This is a genomic window from Aeromonas sp. R10-1, assembly GCF_040908465.1.
Lineage (GTDB): Bacteria > Pseudomonadota > Gammaproteobacteria > Enterobacterales > Aeromonadaceae > Aeromonas > Aeromonas caviae.
In genome coordinates, this window is record NZ_JBFODT010000005.1 from 1 (window position 1) to 19,161 (window position 19,161).

18 protein-coding genes and 2 tRNA genes are annotated in these 19,161 nt (G+C 58.7%); 18 read left to right on the plus strand and 2 right to left on the minus strand.

Features of this window, described 5'->3' with window-relative positions; all coding sequences use genetic code 11:
* Together AB5Y93_RS01190 and greA are read left to right on the plus strand one after the other, a co-directional pair.
* On the plus strand, nt 1-620 hold a 620-nt coding region (locus AB5Y93_RS01190; protein ID WP_368228673.1), incomplete at its 5' end, for a MotB family protein.
* A 145-nt stretch (nt 621-765) separates the two neighbouring features.
* The gene (gene greA / locus AB5Y93_RS01195) at nt 766-1,242 is read left to right on the plus strand and encodes a transcription elongation factor GreA (RefSeq protein ID WP_010675378.1); all 477 of its coding nucleotides are present in this window, start codon (nt 766-768) and stop codon (nt 1,240-1,242) included.
* Nucleotides 1,243-1,289: 47 nt separating this feature from the next.
* Here greA and AB5Y93_RS01200 read toward each other — a convergent pair whose 3' ends face one another.
* Both AB5Y93_RS01200 and yhbY read right to left on the minus strand, forming a co-directional pair.
* Complete coding sequence (locus AB5Y93_RS01200) at nt 1,290-1,883, minus strand: PilZ domain-containing protein (protein ID WP_045525793.1); 594 nt, start codon at nt 1,881-1,883, stop codon at nt 1,290-1,292.
* 105 nt (nt 1,884-1,988) lie between these two features.
* Nucleotides 1,989-2,285 carry a ribosome assembly RNA-binding protein YhbY gene (gene yhbY / locus AB5Y93_RS01205; RefSeq protein ID WP_010675376.1) on the minus strand — a complete coding sequence of 99 codons (297 nt, stop codon included), beginning with the start codon at nt 2,283-2,285 and terminating at the stop codon, nt 1,989-1,991.
* Between the two features lie 97 nt (nt 2,286-2,382).
* On the opposite strand from yhbY, the gene rlmE reads away from it, so the two are divergent.
* The 16 genes from rlmE to AB5Y93_RS01285 all read left to right on the plus strand — a co-directional run bounded on the left by rlmE (nt 2,383) and on the right by AB5Y93_RS01285 (nt 19,161).
* Nucleotides 2,383-3,012 carry a 23S rRNA (uridine(2552)-2'-O)-methyltransferase RlmE gene (gene rlmE / locus AB5Y93_RS01210; protein ID WP_010675375.1) on the plus strand — a complete coding sequence of 210 codons (630 nt, stop codon included), beginning with the start codon at nt 2,383-2,385 and terminating at the stop codon, nt 3,010-3,012.
* A gap of 45 nt (nt 3,013-3,057) precedes the next feature.
* The gene (gene ftsH / locus AB5Y93_RS01215) at nt 3,058-5,010 is read left to right on the plus strand and encodes an ATP-dependent zinc metalloprotease FtsH (RefSeq protein ID WP_010675374.1); all 1,953 of its coding nucleotides are present in this window, start codon (nt 3,058-3,060) and stop codon (nt 5,008-5,010) included.
* Nucleotides 5,011-5,094: 84 nt separating this feature from the next.
* Nucleotides 5,095-5,940, plus strand: coding sequence for a dihydropteroate synthase (folP, locus tag AB5Y93_RS01220; RefSeq protein WP_103244669.1), 846 nt, complete (start codon nt 5,095-5,097; stop codon nt 5,938-5,940).
* An 18-nt stretch (nt 5,941-5,958) separates the two neighbouring features.
* Nucleotides 5,959-7,293: a phosphoglucosamine mutase gene (gene glmM / locus AB5Y93_RS01225; RefSeq protein ID WP_069652095.1), complete on the plus strand. Its 1,335-nt coding sequence runs from the start codon at nt 5,959-5,961 to the stop codon at nt 7,291-7,293.
* Nucleotides 7,294-7,424: 131 nt separating this feature from the next.
* Nucleotides 7,425-8,189 (plus strand): triose-phosphate isomerase, encoded by a 765-nt coding sequence (gene tpiA / locus AB5Y93_RS01230; protein ID WP_368228674.1) that lies wholly within the window; start codon nt 7,425-7,427, stop codon nt 8,187-8,189.
* Nucleotides 8,190-8,516, plus strand: a complete 327-nt coding sequence (gene secG, locus AB5Y93_RS01235) for a preprotein translocase subunit SecG (protein ID WP_010633113.1) — start codon at nt 8,190-8,192, stop codon at nt 8,514-8,516.
* A 7-nt stretch (nt 8,517-8,523) separates the two neighbouring features.
* Nucleotides 8,524-8,608, plus strand: a tRNA-Leu gene (locus AB5Y93_RS01240).
* A gap of 91 nt (nt 8,609-8,699) precedes the next feature.
* A tRNA-Met gene (locus AB5Y93_RS01245) sits at nt 8,700-8,776 on the plus strand.
* 166 nt (nt 8,777-8,942) lie between these two features.
* Nucleotides 8,943-9,401, plus strand: coding sequence for a ribosome maturation factor RimP (rimP, locus tag AB5Y93_RS01250; protein ID WP_010675370.1), 459 nt, complete (start codon nt 8,943-8,945; stop codon nt 9,399-9,401).
* Between the two features lie 14 nt (nt 9,402-9,415).
* Nucleotides 9,416-10,918: a transcription termination factor NusA gene (gene nusA / locus AB5Y93_RS01255; protein ID WP_039040286.1), complete on the plus strand. Its 1,503-nt coding sequence runs from the start codon at nt 9,416-9,418 to the stop codon at nt 10,916-10,918.
* Nucleotides 10,919-10,938: 20 nt separating this feature from the next.
* Nucleotides 10,939-13,641 carry a translation initiation factor IF-2 gene (infB, locus tag AB5Y93_RS01260; protein WP_043153231.1) on the plus strand — a complete coding sequence of 901 codons (2,703 nt, stop codon included), beginning with the start codon at nt 10,939-10,941 and terminating at the stop codon, nt 13,639-13,641.
* Nucleotides 13,642-13,696: 55 nt separating this feature from the next.
* Nucleotides 13,697-14,131, plus strand: a complete 435-nt coding sequence (gene rbfA / locus AB5Y93_RS01265; protein ID WP_010675366.1) for a 30S ribosome-binding factor RbfA — start codon at nt 13,697-13,699, stop codon at nt 14,129-14,131.
* A 1-nt stretch (nt 14,132) separates the two neighbouring features.
* Nucleotides 14,133-15,083: a tRNA pseudouridine(55) synthase TruB gene (gene truB, locus AB5Y93_RS01270; protein WP_010675365.1), complete on the plus strand. Its 951-nt coding sequence runs from the start codon at nt 14,133-14,135 to the stop codon at nt 15,081-15,083.
* 135 nt (nt 15,084-15,218) lie between these two features.
* Nucleotides 15,219-15,488, plus strand: coding sequence for a 30S ribosomal protein S15 (rpsO, locus tag AB5Y93_RS01275; RefSeq protein WP_010675364.1), 270 nt, complete (start codon nt 15,219-15,221; stop codon nt 15,486-15,488).
* Nucleotides 15,489-15,668: 180 nt separating this feature from the next.
* Nucleotides 15,669-17,807: a polyribonucleotide nucleotidyltransferase gene (pnp, locus tag AB5Y93_RS01280; protein WP_368228675.1), complete on the plus strand. Its 2,139-nt coding sequence runs from the start codon at nt 15,669-15,671 to the stop codon at nt 17,805-17,807.
* 142 nt (nt 17,808-17,949) lie between these two features.
* A complete protein-coding gene (locus tag AB5Y93_RS01285) occupies nt 17,950-19,161 on the plus strand; it encodes an MFS transporter (RefSeq protein WP_069652097.1) in 1,212 nt (403 codons plus the stop codon).

Below are 19,161 nucleotides of genomic sequence, written 5' to 3' on the forward strand. Positions count from 1 at the left end.
AGACCATCGACATGACCCAGACCGAGCTGGATTTCCAGCCTGGGGATGCGGACAAGGCGGGTGGACATGACAAGACCGAAGGCCAGCAGAGCGGTGGCGATACCGCCCAGGAGGCCCAGAAGGCGCAGGAACAGTCCAACACCCTGGCCAAGGCACTGGCGGAGCAGATGCAGGCCCAGATCCAGGATGGGGCCATCGAGATAGAGGCGCTGGGTCAGCAGATCATCATTCGCATTCGTGAGAAAGCGGCGTTCCCGGCGGGATCCGCCTTCCTGCAACCCCAGTTCTGGCCGGTGATCCGCAAGGTGGCTGCGCTGCTCAAGGATGTGCCGGGGGAGATCACCGTCTCCGGCCACACCGACAATGTGGCCACCGAGGACGAGTTGTTCCAGTCCAACTGGGAGCTTTCATCCCAGCGGGCGGTGGCGGTTGCCCACCAGATGATCAAGGTGCCCGGTTTTGACGGCAACCGTCTGGTGGTGCAAGGGATGGCGGATTCCCAGCCGCTGGTGCCCAACAACAGCCCGGAGAATCGGCGCATGAACCGACGTGTCGAGATCGCCATCATGCAGGGCAAACCAACGGTGTCGGCTCCGCTTGGCGTCTCGGAATCCAAGTAATGCTGGCCCAAAGCGGGATCCCGCTCGCAGGGGCTGACATGGATTTTGTGGCGGCTTCATATTAAGATGCCCCATCCGAACCGACAGCTGCGGCTCTCTTTTGATTGCCGCAGCTTCTCTTTATAAAGCAACCCAGGTTTCGACTATGAATCATACTCCGATGACTGTTCGCGGCGCTGAAAAGCTGCGTCAAGAGCTCGATTATCTCAAGACCGAGCTGCGTCCCCAGATTATCGAAGCGATTGCTGATGCCCGTGAACATGGCGATCTGAAAGAAAATGCCGAATACCATGCCGCCCGCGAGCAGCAGGGTTTCTGTGAAGGCCGCATTCAGGAAATCGAAGGCAAGCTCTCCAATGCCCAGATTATCGATGTCACCAAGATTGCCAACAATGGCCGCGTCATCTTCGGCGCAACCGTGACCCTGCTCAAAAGTGAAACGGAAGAGGAAGTGGTCTACCGCATCGTGGGAGACGACGAGGCGGACATCAAGCAGAACATGATCTCTGTGAACTCCCCCATTGCCCGTGCCCTGATCGGCAAGGAAGTGGATGACGTTGCCATCGTCAAGACGCCGGGTGGCGATGTGGAGTACGAGATCCTGGAAGTTGCCTATCTCTGATTGAACGTCGGGGAAAGAGACAGGGGAGCCGGGCTCCCCTGTTGTCTTTAGTCACCCTGATAGGCCTGGACGAAGGCGTCCTGGTGGCGCTGGAAGAGCCAGTCCCGCAATTGTTCCTGATCCTCCTTGCCCAGCCGGAACTGGACGGCCCAGTCATGGTGATGTTGATTGGCATCCACGTGCCTGACGAGGGTGCCTGTCATGGCCAAGGGAGGGAGATCCTCGATGCGAAGGTATCCGCCAAGTGGATCTCCCTTGGCAAAGGAGTCCGGTAAGCCGGCCACGATGAGACCGCCAAGGGAGAGGCTGTATACCTCGTACTCCGCGTCTTCGGTGCAGAGCACGGCCTTTTCGTCGAGTCGCCAGGCGCGCAGATGGGGCGAACCCAGCTCGGTAATGGTCGGTGCGGCGATGCGCAGCTCGGCGTGGCCCTCCTCTGCCTGGGTGCAGTGGAGCGGGAAACGCAATTGGTAGCCGGCGATGCGGGCTTCGAGTGTCAGAGGCTTGGCTCGCTGCAACAGGCTTTGGAGAGGAAGGGGCAGGGTGCCGCGCAGGTATTGGCTGGTGGCAATGTCTTCATCGTTTCCCAGGTCCCGCAGCATGGCCAGTTCTTCATCGGTGAGGAGCTGATGCTTGTCCATAGTGGGTGTCCACGGCTATTCATCGCAGGTTAAGGGCCTGGCAACTATTTTGGCAAGCGACTTGGGAAGAAGGGAAATGAAGGAAAGAGCGAATGCTCTTTCCTGTTACTTGCGCGGCAACTGGATCTTGGGCTCTTTGGCCTGACGGTAGATGGTCAGTACATGGCCCATGCTCTGTACCTTGATGGCGCCGGTCTCGCGAACGATGGCATCCATCACCAGCTGTTTCATCTCACGATCTTCAGACGCAACCTTAACCTTGATCAGCTCGTGGTGGTTCAGGGCCAGATCGATCTCGGCCAGCACCCCTTCGGTCAGACCGTGTTGTCCCAGCAGGACGACCGGCTTCAGACTGTGGGCCAGGCCCTTGAGGTACTGTTTCTGTTTATTGTTGAGAATCATGGCAATTTCTTCATAAGTCAGGGTTGAAAGGGGCGTATTCTACCCCCACTTAGCCCTTAATACTAATAACCCTTGTGGTTTTTTAAAGTCGACAATCATGACCCAGAAAAAACGTTCCCCCAGTTCAACCCGCTGGTTAAAAGAACATTTCGACGACCAATACGTCAAGAAAGCCCAGAAGTTGGGACTGCGCTCTCGCGCCGTTTTCAAGATCGACGAGATCCAGGGCAAAGACCGGCTGCTCAAGCCGGGGATGACGGTAGTGGACCTGGGGGCTGCTCCCGGTGGCTGGTCCCAATTTGCTATCGACCAGGTCGGTGACAAGGGGCGCGTCATTGCGTGTGATATTTTGCCGATGGATTCCATTGCCGGTGTCGATTTCCTGCAAGGGGACTTTCGGGAGGAAACTGTACTCGGCGCCTTGCTGGAGCGAGTCGGCCCCGACAAGGTGGATGTCGTCATGTCCGACATGGCGCCCAACATGAGCGGTACCCAGCAGGTGGATCAAGCCCGTGCCATGTACCTGGTGGAACTGGCGCTGGACATGTGCAATCAGGTCCTGAGCAGTAATGGCAGTTTTGTAGTCAAGGTGTTCCAGGGGGAAGGGTTTGATGCCTATCTCAATGAAATACGTAGACTTTTCTCTGTCGTCAAGATTCGAAAACCAGACTCGTCCCGTGCCCGTTCACGAGAAGTCTACATTGTGGCTACCGGTTTTAAACTGTAGTACCCTAACCCTCATCGTTAACTGTCAGTCTGCGAGGTCATTGATTTGAGTGACATGGCGAAAAACCTAATCCTGTGGCTGGTCATCGCCGTCGTGCTGATGTCGGTGTTCAATAGCTTCAGCCCCAGCGATACCACCAGTCGCCAGCTGGACTATTCCAGCTTCGTGAAAGAAGTGACCCAGGAGCAGATCCGTGAAGTGCGGATGGATGGCAAGGTCATCAATGGCGTCAAGCGCACCGGTGAACGTTTCACCACCATCATTCCTGCGCCGGATCCCCAACTGCTCAACGACATGCTCAACCATAACGTCAAGGTGATGGGTGAGAAGCCGGAAGAACCATCTCTGATCACGTCCATCTTCATCTCCTGGTTCCCGATGCTGTTGCTGATCGGTGTCTGGGTCTTCTTCATGCGTCAGATGCAGGGCGGCGGCGGCAAGGGTGCCATGTCGTTCGGCAAGAGCAAGGCTCGCCTGATGAGCGAAGATCAGATCAAGACTACCTTCGCCGACGTAGCCGGTTGTGACGAGGCAAAGGAAGAGGTCAAGGAGCTGGTCGACTATCTGCGTGACCCGACCAAATTCCAGAAGCTGGGTGGCAAGATCCCGACCGGCGTCCTGTTGGTAGGTCCTCCCGGTACTGGTAAGACCCTGCTGGCCAAAGCCATTGCAGGCGAGGCCAAGGTGCCGTTCTTCACCATTTCAGGTTCGGACTTCGTGGAAATGTTCGTGGGTGTCGGTGCCTCCCGGGTGCGTGACATGTTCGAACAGGCCAAAAAATCCTCCCCCTGCATCATCTTCATCGATGAGATCGATGCGGTCGGTCGCCAGCGTGGCGCCGGTCTGGGAGGTGGTCACGATGAACGTGAGCAGACCCTGAACCAGATGTTGGTTGAAATGGATGGTTTTGAAGGCAATGAGGGCATCATCGTCATCGCCGCCACCAACCGTCCCGACGTACTGGATCCTGCGCTGCTGCGTCCGGGTCGTTTCGACCGTCAGGTCGTGGTCGGCTTGCCGGATGTTCGCGGTCGTGAGCAGATCTTGAAAGTGCATATGCGCAAGGTACCGCTGGCGGATGATGTCAATCCGGCGCTGATTGCCCGTGGTACCCCTGGTTTCTCCGGTGCCGATCTGGCCAACCTGGTGAACGAGGCTGCCCTCTTCTCTGCTCGCGAGAGCCGCCGAGTGGTCTCCATGCTGGAGTTCGAAAAGGCGAAGGACAAGATCATGATGGGGGCGGAACGTCGCTCCATGGTGATGAAAGAGTCCGAGAAGGAGATGACGGCCTATCACGAAGCGGGTCACGCCATCATTGGTCGCGTGGTGCCGGATCATGACCCTGTCTACAAGGTCTCCATCATTCCGCGCGGCCGTGCGCTGGGTGTGACCATGTACCTGCCGGAGCAGGACCGCTGGAGCCACTCCAAGCAGCATCTTGAGTCCATGATCTCCAGCCTGTATGGCGGTCGTCTGGCGGAAGAGTTGATCTACGGTGCCGAGAAGGTATCGACCGGTGCATCCAACGACATCGAACGTGCGACCGACATCGCCCGCAAGATGGTCACTCAGTGGGGTATGTCCGAGCGTCTCGGCCCCATGCTCTACGCAGAAGAGGATGGTGAAGTCTTCCTCGGCCGCAGCATGGCCAAGGCCAAGCACATGTCTGACGATACCGCCCGCATTATCGATGCAGAGGTCAAGCAGGTCATCGATCGCAACTATGATCGTGCCAAGCAGATCCTGCTGGACAACATGGATGTGCTGCACACCATGAAAGATGCATTGATGAAGTACGAGACCATCGATGCCAAGCAGATCGATGATCTGATGGCGCGTCGCGAGGTCCGTGCTCCCAGCAACTGGCATGATGAGCACGGTGACACCCCGCAAGGTGGTGCCAGCGTGAACAACGGGCCGGAGGCCACGGCGCCGGCTGAAGAGGGCAGTGCACCTCTGAGTGACATCGACAAGGCGAACGATGTCCCGGCCAAATAAGTTGCCATGATACAAACCCCGGGCTTGCCCGGGGTTTTTCTTTGCACGAAGAGTTTGCCGCTCTTGTTGGAGGTAGTTGAAGCAATGCAGTTAATCAGCAAGGGACGTCCCCTTTCTCTCGACCGTCCCCATGTCATGGGCATTCTCAATGTGACGCCGGACTCCTTTTCAGATGGTGGCCGCTTCAAGCAGATCGATCTGGCGTTGAGTCATGCCCGCGACATGGTGGCCGATGGGGCCACCCTTATCGATATAGGTGGCGAGTCGACCCGCCCGGGCGCCCCCGACGTGAGCGAGCAGGAGGAGCTGGACAGGGTCATCCCCGTGGTGGAGCGCATGGTCGCCGAGCTGGATGTGATGATCTCCCTCGATACCTCCAAGGCGATTGTCATGCGGGAGGGCTGTGCTGCCGGTGGTCACCTCATCAACGATGTCCGCGCCCTGCAAGAGCCGGGAGCGCTGGGCGCGGCGGCCGAGGCTGGCGTACCGGTATGCCTCATGCACATGCAGGGGCAGCCCCGTACCATGCAGGTGGAGCCGCACTATGACGATCTGGTGGGGGAGGTGAGAGCCTTCTTTGACGAGCGGATTGCCGCTTGTCTGGGGGCCGGTATCCCGCGTGAGCATCTGGTACTGGATCCAGGCTATGGCTTTGGCAAGACGCTGGCGCACAACTATCAGCTGCTGGCACAGCAGGCGTCACTGCTCGATTACCAACTTCCGCTCTTGGTGGGCATGTCACGAAAGTCTATGATAGGCAACCTGCTTGACCGCCCGGTAGCCGAGCGGTTGGCTGGTAGTCTGGCCTGTGCCCTGATCGGGTTGCAACATGGCGCCAGGATCATCCGGGTGCACGACGTGCGGGCCACCATGGATGTCTTGCGTACAGGCTGGATGACCATGACGGGACAAGATTTCATATCCAAATAGAAAAACGAGAAACAGACAATGACCAGAAAGTACTTCGGCACCGACGGCGTGCGCGGCAAAGTGGGTGAATACCCGATCACCCCGGATTTCGTCATGAAACTGGGCTGGGCCGCCGGCAAGGTGCTCTCCAAGAAAGGGACCAAGAAGGTGCTGATCGGCAAGGATACCCGTATCTCCGGTTACATGCTGGAGTCGGCACTGGAGGCGGGGCTCTCCGCCGCCGGTCTCAAAGCCATATTGATGGGACCCATGCCCACCCCGGCGGTTGCCTACCTGACTCGCACCTTCCGTGCCGAAGCCGGCATCGTCATCAGTGCATCCCACAACCCCTATTACGACAACGGCATCAAGTTCTTCTCCGCCGACGGCACCAAGCTGCCCGATGATGTCGAGCTGGCCATCGAAGCCGAGCTCGACAACGAACTCAAGTGCGTGGAGTCCGCGGAGCTTGGCAAGGCGCAGCGCATCGATGATGCGGCTGGTCGCTACATCGAATTCTGCAAGAGCACCTTCCCCTCCAATCTGAGCCTGGAAGGGCTGAAAATGGTGGTGGATTGCGGTCATGGTGCCACCTACCACATCGCCCCTTCCGTCTTCCGCGAGCTGGGTGCCGAAGTCATCGCCATCGGCTGCAGCCCGGATGGGCTCAACATCAATGACGGCGTCGGTTCCACCGCACCGGAGGCGCTGGCCGCCAAGGTCCAGGAATGCAAGGCAGATCTCGGCGTCGCCTTCGACGGTGACGGCGACCGTCTGGTGATGGTGGACAGCACTGGTTACATCATCGACGGGGATGAGATCCTCTACATCATCGCCCGGGATGCCCTGCGCCATGGCCGCCTCAAGGGCGGAGTGGTGGGCACCCTGATGGCCAACATGGGGCTGGAGCTTGCACTTCAGACCCTGGGCATCCCCTTTGCCCGTGCCAAGGTGGGTGACCGCTACGTGCTTGAGATGATGAACGAGAAGGGCTGGCGCATCGGGGGCGAAAACTCCGGTCATATCATCTGCCTGGATCAGACCACCACGGGGGATGGTATCGTCGCCGCCCTGCAGGTGCTGACGGCCATGCGCAGTGCCGAGATGCCGCTGGCCAAATTGCGTTCGGGCATGAGCAAGTTCCCGCAAGTGCTGGTCAATGTGCGCTTCGCCGAAGGCAAGGATCCGCTGACCTCCGGTGCCGTTCAGCAGGAAGTGGCGGCAGTGGAGCAGGAACTGGCCGGCCGTGGCCGGGTGCTGCTGCGCAAATCTGGCACCGAGCCCCTGATCCGGGTCATGGTCGAAGGTGAACACGAACAGCAGGTGCGCGATATGGCAGAGCGCATCGCCAAACAGGTCGAATCGGCGTTTTAATGAACAACCAAGGCGGCTTTTTAGTCGCCTTGGTTGTATCTTGTTCAAGCGATTCGAAAATTTGAAAATAGCACTTGTCAGCTGAGCATCCTCTGGATATTATCAGCCCCGCTTTCGCAAGGGAGTTGCCGATGGGACATCGCAAGCCGTTTGTAGCAGCCAACTGGAAGTTACACGGTAGTAGGTCGCAGTTAGAGCAGTTTACGAGTCAGTGCACAGAGTGCATTGATGAAGACGTAGATGTGGTCTTGTGTCCATCCCATGTGCATCTCGGTTTCACGGCCGAACTGCTCGGTGAGCATGGAAGAGTGAAGCTGGGGGCTCAGAACGTGAGCCAGCACAGACAAGGCGCTTATACGGGTGAAATCTCGTGTGAGATGCTGGTCGAGGCAGGTTGCCGATATGTACTTGTTGGCCATTCCGAGCGCAGGCGTCTCTTTGGTGAGACCAGTTTCATCGTCGCAGAGAAGTTTGCGGCAGTCAGAGCAGCAGGTCTGATACCCATACTTTGTCTGGGTGAGTCAGGAGCGGCGAGGCAGGCAAGACGAACCTTTGAGGTGATTGCCGAGGAACTGGATATCGTCATAGAGAAAAATGGCGCGATGGCTTTCGATAATGCTATCATCGCCTACGAGCCAATCTGGGCTGTAGGTACAGGTAAATGCGCCACACCCGAGCAGGCACAAGAGGTTCATTCCTTTATTCGCGGTCGCTTGGCGGAGGATACTCCGGTAATAGGTGAGAAAGTTAGAATCATCTATGGTGGGAGCGTGACACCGGCCAATGCAAAAGATTTGTTTGCGCAGCCCGATATCGATGGCGGTCTGATAGGCAGAGCAAGTCTTGATGGCGATGCGTTTTTAGGAATAGTTGAAGCGGCAAAGGGTGCAAGTTAAATGTACGAGATTCTTTTGGTCGTTTATCTGCTGGTATCGCTGGCTCTGATTGGTCTGGTGATGATTCAGCAAGGTAAAGGGGCTGATATGGGCGCCTCCTTCGGCGCAGGGGCATCGAATACTGTATTCGGCTCCGGTGGTTCAGGCAGCTTCCTGACCCGCACAACAGCGATTTTGGCTACTCTGTTTTTCTTGATTAGTCTGGTTCTGGGTTCCATGTCCAGCAACAAGGTCAAACAGGGTAGTGAATGGGAAAATCTGCAACAGACTCAACAAGTTGAGCAGAGCAAAGCGCCAGTGAAGAAAGATACTGACGTTCCCGAATAAGAGTTTTGCCGTGGTGGTGGAATTGGTAGACACGCTATCTTGAGGGGGTAGTGCTCTAGGGTGTGCGGGTTCGAGTCCCGCCCACGGCACCAATTAAGCAGTGAACCCGGGTAACCGGGATGTTATAGCCGCTGAGTCTTGTCTCACGAGAGTGAAGTGGCTATAATCTCGCACGATTTCGGACGCGGGGTGGAGCAGCATGGTAGCTCGTCGGGCTCATAACCCGAAGGTCGTCGGTTCAAATCCGGCCCCCGCAACCAAATTTCACGCATTTCCTACGCTCAGGAAGGCGGTCGCTGCGAGGCGACAATCAGGGTAAAGCGCCAAGCCCCGATTTGACATCGGGGCTTTTTGTTATGTGCAATTTACTCTGAATCTATTTCTATCTGGGCTATATGCCCTTTTTTCGTTTTTCGGAGGGTGACTTTGGCTACGTTGGAACAACGTTTGACCGATCTGCTCGAGGCTCCGGTCGTTGCCTTGGGTTTTGAACTGTGGGGTATCGAGTTTATCCGTGCGGGTAAGCACTCGACCTTGCGCGTTTTCATCGACTCGGAGCAAGGCGTGACGGTGGAAGACTGTGCCGAGGTGAGCCGCCAGGTCGGCGCCATCATGGATGTCGAAGATCCCATCACCGAGGAGTACTACCTTGAGGTGTCTTCCCCGGGTCTGGATCGTCCACTGTTCAAGGTCGCCCAGTTCGAAAAATACGTTGGCCAGGAGGCGGCGGTAACGCTTCGGATGGCAACAAACAACCGCCGCAAGTTCAAAGGCGTAATCAAAGCCGTGCAGGGGGACATGATCACTCTGACGGTAGATGGTAAGGACGAGGTGTTGGCTTTCACCAATATCCAAAAAGCGAACATAGTGCCGAACTTTGGTTAACGAGGCTATCGGATATGAATAAAGAGATTTTGCTGGTCGTTGACGCTGTGTCCAACGAGAAGGCTGTCCCCCGCGAGAAGATTTTCCAGGCTCTGGAGACTGCGCTGGCGACTGCGACCAAGAAAAAATACGAAGGCGAGATTGAAGTGCGTGTCGAGATCGATCGCAAGACCGGTGACTATGACACCTATCGCCGTTGGGTCGTGGTGGCCGATCAGGCTTCCATGGAGAACCCGTACGGGGAAATCACTCTCGAAGCCGCTCAGATCGAGCAGCCGGATATCCAGATCGGCGACTATGTTGAAGACCAGATTGACTCTGTGACCTTCGACCGTATCACCACCCAGACCGCCAAGCAGGTCATCGTGCAGAAAGTGCGCGAGGCTGAGCGTTCCCAGGTCGTTGACCAGTTCAAGGACAAGGAAGGCACCATCATCAGCGGCGTGGTCAAGAAGAGCAACCGCGACAACGTGATCCTGGATCTGGGCAGCAATGCCGAAGCCGTGATCTTCCGTGACGACATGCTGCCCCGTGAGACCTTCCGTCCCGGCGACCGTATCCGTGGCCTGCTCTACGCCGTGCGTCCGGAAGCCCGTGGTTCCCAGCTGTTCGTCAGCCGCTCCAGCCCGGACTTCCTGAAAGAGCTGTTCCGCATCGAAGTGCCGGAAATCGGCGAAGAGATGATCGAAATCATGGGCGCCGCCCGTGATCCGGGTTCCCGCGCCAAGATCGCGGTCAAGACCAACGATCGTCGTATCGACCCGATCGGTGCCTGTATCGGCATGCGTGGTGCCCGCGTTCAGGCCGTCTCCGCCGAGCTGAGCGGTGAGCGTGCCGACATCGTGCTGTACGATGACAACCCGGCCCAATACGTGATCAACGCCATGGCGCCAGCCGATGTGGCTTCCATCATCGTTGATGAAGACAACCACACCATGGACATCGCCGTGGAAGCCGCCAACCTGGCCCAGGCCATCGGCCGCAACGGTCAGAACGTGCGTCTGGCCTCCCAGCTGACCGGTTGGGAACTGAACGTGATGACCGTCGAGGACATGCGTGCCAAGCACCAGGCCGAGAACGACCGCATCCTGACGCTGTTCACCAGCACCCTCGATATCGACGACGATTTCGCCGGCCTGCTGATGGAAGAGGGCTTCTCCACTCTGGAAGAGATCGCCTTCGTCCCGGTCAACGAGCTGCTGGCCATCGACGGTCTGGATGAAGACATGGTCGAAGAGCTGCGCAAGCGTGCCAAGGATGCCCTGACAACCAAGGCCCTGGCCAAAGAAGAATCCTTTGAAGGCGTCGAGCCTTCCGAAGAACTGCTCAATCTCTCCGGCCTCGGCCGTGAAATGGCCTATGCCCTGGCCGCTCGCGGTGTCGGCACCCTGGAAGATTTGGCAGAGCAAGGTATCGATGACCTTGCCGACATCGAAGAGTTGACCGCCGAGAAGGCTGGTGAGCTCATTATGGCTGCTCGCAATATCTGTTGGTTCGGAGAAGAGCAGTCTGAATAAGGTCAAACGGAGGAAAATGAATGGCAGAAGTATCAGTTAAGCAACTTGCCACTGACATCGACACGCCGGTTGATCGTCTTCTCCAGCAGTTTGTCGATGCCGGCATCGTGAAGAGCAAGGCCGACGACATGGTCAGCGAGTCTGAGAAACAGACTCTGCTGGCACATCTGAAGAAACAGCATGGAGGTGACGAGGTCACCGCACCTGCTCGCATGACCTTGCAGCGCAAGACCAAGAGCACTCTGAGTGTTCAGGGGACTGGTGGCAAGAACAAGGAAGTGCAGGTAGAAGTGCGCAAGTCTCGCACCTATGTAAGACGCTCGGCGCTGGAAGATGAACAGCGCCAGGCGGAAGCCGAGGAAACAGCGCGTTTGGAAGCAGAAGAAAAAGCTCGTCGCGAGGCCGAAGAGAAGGCCCGCCTCGACGCTGAAGAGAAGGCTCGCCGTGAGGCTGAGCAGGCTCGTCGTGAAGCTGAGGAAAAGGCGCGGATCGAGGCACAACAGAAGGCTCGACAGGCTCAACAGCCCGCCAAAGCAGCCGGTAGCACAGCTCAGCAAGAGGCAGAAAAGATGGCCAAGCGCGAAGCAGAAGAACTGAAGCGCCAACAGGAACAGACAGCTTTGCAAAAAGCTGAAGAACTCGCCGCGAAGAAAGCCGAAGAGGCTCGCATCATGGCGGAACAGAATGCGGCCCGCTGGGCTGAAGAAGAAGCGGCTCGCGCCAAAGAGAGCAGCGATTACCATCTGACCACCAACAAGCACGCGCAAGCGGCCGAAGATGAGTTGGATCGTAAGGAAGAGACCAGCCGTCGCACGGCTGCCGCTGCCAAGGCGCCGAAGAAAGTCGGCCGTCGCGAAGACGACCGCAATGACCGCAACTCCCGCGATCCGCGTGCCCGCAAAGGCAAGCGTGGCAAGATGGCCATGCCGAACGCCATGAAACACGGCTTCAACAAGCCGGCTGCCGTGGTCAACCGTGACGTCGTCATCGGCGAGACCATCACAGTGGCGGAGCTCGCCAACAAGATGGCCGTCAAGGGCGTTGAAGTCATCAAGGTGATGATGAAGATGGGTGCCATGGCCACCATCAACCAGGTGATCGACCAGGAGACCGCTCAGCTGGTCGCCGAGGAGATGGGTCACAAGGTAGTGCTGCGCCGTGAGAACGAGCTGGAAGAGGCGGTACTTAGCGATCGTGACGAGACCTCCGAAGCCAAGCCGCGTGCGCCGGTCGTGACCATCATGGGTCACGTCGACCACGGCAAGACCTCGCTGCTGGACTATATCCGTAAAGCCAAGGTCGCCGCGGGCGAAGCCGGTGGCATTACCCAGCACATCGGTGCGTACCACGTCCAGACCGACAGCGGGATGATCACCTTCCTGGATACCCCGGGTCACGCGGCGTTTACCTCCATGCGTGCTCGTGGTGCCAAGGCGACCGACATCGTTGTTCTGGTTGTTGCAGCTGACGACGGCGTGATGCCGCAAACCATCGAAGCCATCCAGCACGCCAAGGCGGCCGGTGTGCCGCTGGTTGTTGCGGTGAACAAGATCGACAAGCCTGAAGCGGATCCGGATCGCGTCAAGACCGAGCTGGCCCGTTACAACGTCATGTCCGAAGACTGGGGTGGCGATTGCCAGTTCGTGCACGTCTCCGCCAAGTCTGGCGAAGGCATCGACGACCTGCTGGAAGCCATCCTGATCCAGGCCGAAGTCCTGGAGCTGAAAGCGGTGGTTGACGGCATGGCCAACGGCGTCGTGATCGAATCCTTCCTGGATAAAGGTCGTGGTCCGGTTGCCACCGTGCTGGTACAGGAAGGTACTCTGCGTCAGGGCGACATCGTTCTGTGTGGTCTTGAGTACGGCCGGGTTCGCGCCATGCGTGACGAACTGGGTCGTGAGATCAAGGAAGCAGGTCCCTCTCTGCCAGTGGAAATTCTGGGTCTGTCCGGCGTTCCCTCTGCCGGTGACGAAGCCACGGTCGTGCGTGACGAGAAGAAAGCCCGTGAAGTGGCGCTCTACCGTCAGGGCAAGTTCCGCGAAGTCAAGCTGGCTCGCCAGCAGAAGGCCAAGCTGGAAAACATGTTCGCCAACATGACCGAGGGCGAAGTGTCCGAAGTGAACGTGGTGATCAAGGCCGATGTACAAGGCTCTGTGGAAGCGATCTGCGATGCGCTGGTCAAACTCTCCACCGACGAAGTGAAGGTGAAGATCGTGGGTTCCGGCGTAGGTGGCATCACCGAAACCGACGCGACCCTGGCCGCGGCTTCCAGCGCCATCCTGGTGGGCTTCAACGTCCGTGCCGACGCTTCTGCGCGCAAGGTCATCGAATCCGAGAGCCTGGATCTGCGTTACTACTCCGTCATCTATGACCTGATCGACGAAGTGAAGCAGGCCATGAGCGGCAAGCTGGCTCCTGAGTATCGTCAGGAGATCATCGGTCTGGCTGAAGTGCGTAGCGTCTTCAAGTCGCCGAAGTTCGGCGCCGTTGCCGGCTGTATGGTTACCGAAGGTGTGGTCAAGCGTTCCAACCGCATTCGCGTTCTGCGTGACAACGTGGTTATCTATGAAGGCGAGCTGGAATCCCTGCGCCGCTTCAAGGATGACGTCAACGAAGTTCGCAACGGCTACGAGTGTGGTATCGCGGTCAAGAACTACAACGACGTGCGTGAAGGCGACCAGATCGAGGTGTACGAGACCGTTGAAATCCAGCGGACTCTGTAAGCCGAGCGTTAGACAAAATAGGGGGCCGCGGCCCCCTTTTATCGCAGGATAGAATATGGCCAGAGAATTCAGCCGGACCCGTCGGGTCGGGCAGCAGATCCAGCGTGAAATCGCGCTGATCCTGCAGCGCGAGGTGAAAGACCCGCGCATCGGCATGGTGACCGTCTCCGACGTGGAGGTCTCCAAGGACCTCAACTATGCCAAGGTTTATGTCACCTTCTTGCAACTGGAGAATGACGCCGAGCGCATCAAGGAAGGGCTCAAGGGCTTGACCGAGGCTGCCGGTTACATCCGCAGCCTGCTGGGCAGCGCCATGCGTCTGCGGGTGGTGCCCGAGCTGCGTTTCTACTACGACCAGACCCTGGTCGAGGGGATGCGCCTCTCCAACCTGGTGACCAACACTGTGCGTGAAGACAAGCGTCGCATGACTGAAGCCGGTCGTGACGAAGAGCAATCCGCACCGGATGACACGACTGAGGATAACGCCTGAGATGTCTCGTAGACGTCGTTTCAAAGGCCGTGACGTACACGGCATCCTGCTGCTGGACAAACCGACCGGCCTGACTTCCAACGATGTGTTGCAGAAGGTCAAGCGGATCTACAACGCCGCCAAGGCTGGCCATACCGGCGCCCTGGACCCCCTGGCCACCGGCATGTTGCCGATCTGCCTCGGGGAGGCCACCAAGTTCTCCCAGTATCTGCTGGAAGCGGACAAGCGCTATGAGGTGACCGCCAAGCTGGGCGAGCGCACCAATACCAGCGACTCCGACGGCGAGGTGGTCTCCACCCGCCCGGTGAACGTGGCCGTGGGTACCCTGATCGAGGCGCTGGACCAGTTCCGCGGCCCCATCATGCAGGTGCCGTCCATGTACTCCGCCCTCAAGCACAATGGCCGCCCGCTCTACGAATATGCCCGTGAAGGGATCGAGATCGAGCGGGAAGCCCGTCCCATCACCATCTTCGAACTCAAGCTGCTCGGCTTCGAGGGGGACGAGGTGAAGCTGGAAGTGCATTGCAGCAAGGGTACCTATATCCGCTCCTTGGTGGACGATCTGGGGGAAGTGCTGGGCTGTGGCGCTCACGTCACCCAGTTGCGTCGCACCCAGGTGGCGAGCTACCCCTACGAGCGGATGCTGACCCTGGAGCAGCTCGAGTGTATCTTCGAGCAGGCCAAGGCCGAAAGCATTCCGCCACGGGAGCAGTTGGATCCCCTGCTGCTGCCGATGGACACCGCCGTGGCCTCTCTGCCCGAGGTGAACATGCTGGTCGCCGTGGCCGCCTATGTGAACCAGGGTCAGGCCGTGCAGGTGGCAGGTAGCCCCCAAAGCGGCCAGGTCCGCATGACGGTTGGCCCGGAGCGCGAATTCATCGGAGTTGGCGAGATCGATGACGAGGGGCGCGTGGCGCCCAAGCGTCTTGTTCGCTACCACGACGAGGAGTGATCCTCAGGCGGTATCGGTCTGTCACGCGTCTTTCCCGTTGCGAAAAGGGGCGGGGACGATTATGATACCGCCCTCATTTCACGGCTGAATTAGAGATTGGCTGTGAACCTTTAAACACTCTACTGGAGTAATACCATGTCTCTAAATGCTGAGATCAAAGCTCAAATCGTTGCCGACAACGCTCGTGGCGCCAACGACACCGGTTCCCCCGAAGTGCAAGTTGCCCTGCTGACTGCCCAGATCAACCATCTGCAAGGTCACTTCAAGGAGCACGCCAAGGATCACCACGGTCGTCGCGGTCTGCTGCGCATGGTTTCCCAGCGTCGTAAGCTGCTGGACTACCTGAAGCGTAAAGACGTTCAGCGTTACGCTGCTCTGATCGCCAAGCTGGGTCTGCGTCGTTAATCGACCATCAGATTTCGCAAAAAAGGGGAACCGCGAGGTTCCCCTTTTTTATTGCCCGTTTCAAACAGGATGCAGGCCGTTGCCTGCCTCACAGAATTGACGTCCGCGCTTACCTTTTGATGCGAATCAAGTATACTTGCACGCGAATTTAAAGCGCCAAATTGTTAAAAGGAAATTCACGTGAATCCTATTGTAAAGTCATTCCAGTACGGTCAACACACCGTCACACTGGAAACCGGTGTGATGGCCCGTCAAGCCACTGCGGCCGTCATGGTCAGCATGGACGATACCTGTGTCTTCGTGACCGTCGTTGGCAAGAAAGAGGCCGATCACGGCCGTGATTTCTTCCCGCTGACCGTCAACTATCAGGAGCGTACCTATGCTGCTGGTCGTATCCCGGGTGGTTTCTTCCGTCGTGAAGGCCGTCCGAGCGAGGGTGAGACCCTCATCTCCCGTCTGATCGACCGTCCCATCCGTCCGCTGTTCCCGGAAGGCTTCCTCAATGAGGTTCAGGTGGTTGCCACCGTCATGTCCGTGAACCCGGCCGTTTCTCCCGACATCGTTGCCATGATCGGTGCCTCCGCGGCCCTGGCCATCTCCGGCATCCCGTTCGGCGGCCCGATCGGTGCAGCCCGCGTGGGTTACATGAACGGCCAGTACGTGCTGAACCCGACCACCACCGAACTGCCCCAGAGCGATCTGGATCTGGTGGTTGCCGGTACTGCCAATGCGGTGCTGATGGTGGAATCCGAAGCGGCCATCCTCTCCGAAGAGGTGATGCTGGGCGCCGTGGTCTACGGTCACGAGCAGATGCAGACCGTGATCAACGCCATCAATGAATTCGCTGCCGACGTCGGTACCAAGCCCTGGGACTGGACCCCGCCTGCCGTCAACGAAGCGCTGAAAGCCAGAGTTGCCGAACTGGCCACCGCTGAGCTGGGTGAAGCCTACCGTATCACCGAGAAGGCTGTTCGTTACGAAACCATCGCTGCCATCAAGGGCCGCGTGGTCGAGCAAGTCATCGCATCCGGCGTGGAAGAAGATGCCAAGAAGATCGGCGAAGAGTTCCACAGCCTGGAGAGCCGCATCGTCCGTGGTCGCGTCGTACGTGGTGAGCCGCGTATCGACGGTCGCGATCCGGAAATGATCCGCGCCCTCTCCGTCGGTACCGGCATCCTGCCCCGTGCCCACGGTTCTGCCCTGTTCACCCGTGGTGAAACCCAGGCCATCGTGGTGGCCACTCTGGGTACCGAGCGTGACGCCCAGAACATCGACGAGCTGACCGGCAACCGCGCCGATCGCTTCATGCTGCACTACAACTTCCCGCCCTACTGCGTCGGCGAGACCGGCATGATGGGCAGCCCGAAGCGTCGTGAGATCGGTCACGGTCGTCTGGCCAAGCGCGGCGTTGCTGCCGTGATGCCGAGCGCCGCCGAGTTCCCGTACGTGGTGCGCGTAGTCTCTGAAATCACCGAATCCAACGGTTCCTCCTCCATGGCGTCTGTCTGTGGTTCCTCCCTGGCGCTGATGGATGCCGGTGTGCCGATCAAGGCCTCCGTTGCCGGTATCGCTATGGGTCTGGTGAAGGAAGAAGAAGGTTTCGTCGTGCTGTCCGACATCCTGGGTGACGAAGATCACCTGGGCGACATGGACTTCAAGGTAGCCGGTACCAGCGAAGGTGTGACCGCGCTGCAGATGGACATCAAGATCGAAGGCATCACCAAAGAGATCATGGAGATTGCGCTGAAGCAAGCTCGTGGCGCTCGTCTGCACATCCTGAAGGTGATGGACGAAGCTATCCAGGCTCCCCGTGCCCAGATCTCCGATTTCGCACCGCGCATCCACACCATCAAGATCAATCCTGAGAAGATCAAGGACGTGATCGGCAAGGGTGGTTCCGTGATCCGTGCCCTGACCGAAGAGACCGGCACCAACATCGAGCTGGATGATGACGGTACCGTTCGCATCTCCGCCGTGGCCAACGAAGCCGCCATGGAAGCGATCCGCCGCATCGAGGCCATCACCGCCGAGATCGAAGTGAACCGCATCTACGAAGGCAAGGTCGTGCGCCTGGCTGACTTCGGCGCCTTCGTCAACATCCTGCCGGGTAAAGACGGTCTGGTGCACATCTCCCAGATCACTGATGCCCGCGTGCAGAACGTGGCAGACTTCCTGAAAATCGGCGACGTGGTGAAGGTGAAGGTACTGGAAGTGGACCGTCAGGGCCGTGTGCGTCTCTCCATCAAGGAAGCGAACGCACCGACAGAAGCGGCTGCTGCTCCTGCTGCCGTTGCTGTCGAAGAGCCAGCTGCCGAATAAGGCTGCCGTATGTGAAAGAGCCGACCCTTGGGTCGGCTTTTTTGTGCCTGTCGCCCGGCATGGCGCAGATTGTCTCCTTGTTCCTTTTGGCGCCCCTTGATATAAGGGACGACCCCGCTTCGTTGGCAAAAGGAATTGCAGCATGTCATGGGCCTACCTCAGGCAGTTTCCTTCCCTGGTCTGGATCGTCATCCTGGGCACTTTCATGGTGCGTACCACCTTCTTCATGGTCTGGCCCTTTCTCTCCATCCTGCTCTACCGTGACTACGGACTTTCGGCGACCCTGATAGGCCTGATCCTGGGGGCCACGGCGGCGCTTTCCACTCTCGTCAGCTTCTATGGCGGCTGGCTCTCGGACAAATGGGGGCGGCGCAACATCCTGCTGTTCGGCTGCCTGGTTTCCGCCGCCAGCGTGGCCCTGCTCGGCCTCTCCCACCAGGTGGGCTGGCTGGCACTCGGAGTGATCGGCAGCGGACTCTCCTACGGGCTCATCGACTCACCGGGCAAGGCACTGATGGCCGACAATCTGGCCGAGCCCAAAGCCCGTGAGCTGGCGCTGCACCTGCGTTATTTCCTGCTCAACCTAGGGGCGGCCATCGGTCCTCTGCTCGGCGTCACCTATGGCCTGAGCGCGCGTCAGGAGACCTTCCTGTTGCTCAGTGCCAGCTATCTGCTGCTTGGCATCGTCTTTGTCATCGGGTTCAGGCTGGCAGGTTGCCACACCAGCCAGGCGGCCGGGCCCGGCATGCGCGCCGTGCTGCGGGTGCTCTGGCAGGACAGGGGGTTTCTGCTGCTGATCATGGCCAATCTGCTGCTGATGCTGGTCTATGCACAGTTCGAGTCGCCCCTCATCCAGTATCTGACCCGCGCGGGGACGCCGGAGGTGGAGCGGCTCATCGGCTGGCTGGTGACGACCAACGCGCTGACCATAGTGATGCTGCAGTTCCCCCTGCTGCACCTGACTGCCCGCTGGTCCACGCGGCGCAAGCTGCAACTCGGGGTGGCGCTCTTTCTCGGCGCCCAGTTGCAGTTTGCGCTGGGGGATACCGCCATCTGGTGGCACTGGATAGTGGCGGTGATCCTCCTGAGCGTCGGGGAGTGCATCCTCTTCCCCTTGCTCAATGTGCTGATCGATCAGATGGCGCCTGGTCATTTGAAGGGGAGCTATTTCGGGGCGGCCTCCATCTCCGGACTCGGGGTGGCCATGGGGGCCTTGCTGGGAGGCTGGGTGCTGGCCCACTGGGGCGGGAGCTGGCTTTATGCCCTGATGGCGCTGCTCTGCCTGGTGATCCTGATGCTCTATGGTCTGAGTACCCGGACCTCGCGCACTGCGCTGGTCCGGGTCGGGCCCTGA

What these genes read in the sequence shown, in the direction of transcription:
- nusA (WP_039040286.1), top strand. Translation starts at nt 9,416, where the DNA reads ATGAATAAAGAGATTTTGCTGGTCGTTGACGCTGTGTCCAACGAGAAG.
- truB (WP_010675365.1), top strand. Translation starts at nt 14,133, where the DNA reads ATGTCTCGTAGACGTCGTTTCAAAGGCCGTGACGTACACGGCATCCTG.
- glmM (WP_069652095.1), top strand. Translation starts at nt 5,959, where the DNA reads ATGACCAGAAAGTACTTCGGCACCGACGGCGTGCGCGGCAAAGTGGGT.
- rbfA (WP_010675366.1), top strand. Translation starts at nt 13,697, where the DNA reads ATGGCCAGAGAATTCAGCCGGACCCGTCGGGTCGGGCAGCAGATCCAG.
- secG (WP_010633113.1), top strand. Translation starts at nt 8,190, where the DNA reads ATGTACGAGATTCTTTTGGTCGTTTATCTGCTGGTATCGCTGGCTCTG.
- rpsO (WP_010675364.1), top strand. Translation starts at nt 15,219, where the DNA reads ATGTCTCTAAATGCTGAGATCAAAGCTCAAATCGTTGCCGACAACGCT.
- rlmE (WP_010675375.1), top strand. Translation starts at nt 2,383, where the DNA reads ATGACCCAGAAAAAACGTTCCCCCAGTTCAACCCGCTGGTTAAAAGAA.
- folP (WP_103244669.1), top strand. Translation starts at nt 5,095, where the DNA reads ATGCAGTTAATCAGCAAGGGACGTCCCCTTTCTCTCGACCGTCCCCAT.
- AB5Y93_RS01200 (WP_045525793.1), bottom strand. Translation starts at nt 1,883, where the DNA reads ATGGACAAGCATCAGCTCCTCACCGATGAAGAACTGGCCATGCTGCGG.
- yhbY (WP_010675376.1), bottom strand. Translation starts at nt 2,285, where the DNA reads ATGATTCTCAACAATAAACAGAAACAGTACCTCAAGGGCCTGGCCCAC.
- greA (WP_010675378.1), top strand. Translation starts at nt 766, where the DNA reads ATGAATCATACTCCGATGACTGTTCGCGGCGCTGAAAAGCTGCGTCAA.
- AB5Y93_RS01285 (WP_069652097.1), top strand. Translation starts at nt 17,950, where the DNA reads ATGTCATGGGCCTACCTCAGGCAGTTTCCTTCCCTGGTCTGGATCGTC.
- tpiA (WP_368228674.1), top strand. Translation starts at nt 7,425, where the DNA reads ATGGGACATCGCAAGCCGTTTGTAGCAGCCAACTGGAAGTTACACGGT.
- infB (WP_043153231.1), top strand. Translation starts at nt 10,939, where the DNA reads ATGGCAGAAGTATCAGTTAAGCAACTTGCCACTGACATCGACACGCCG.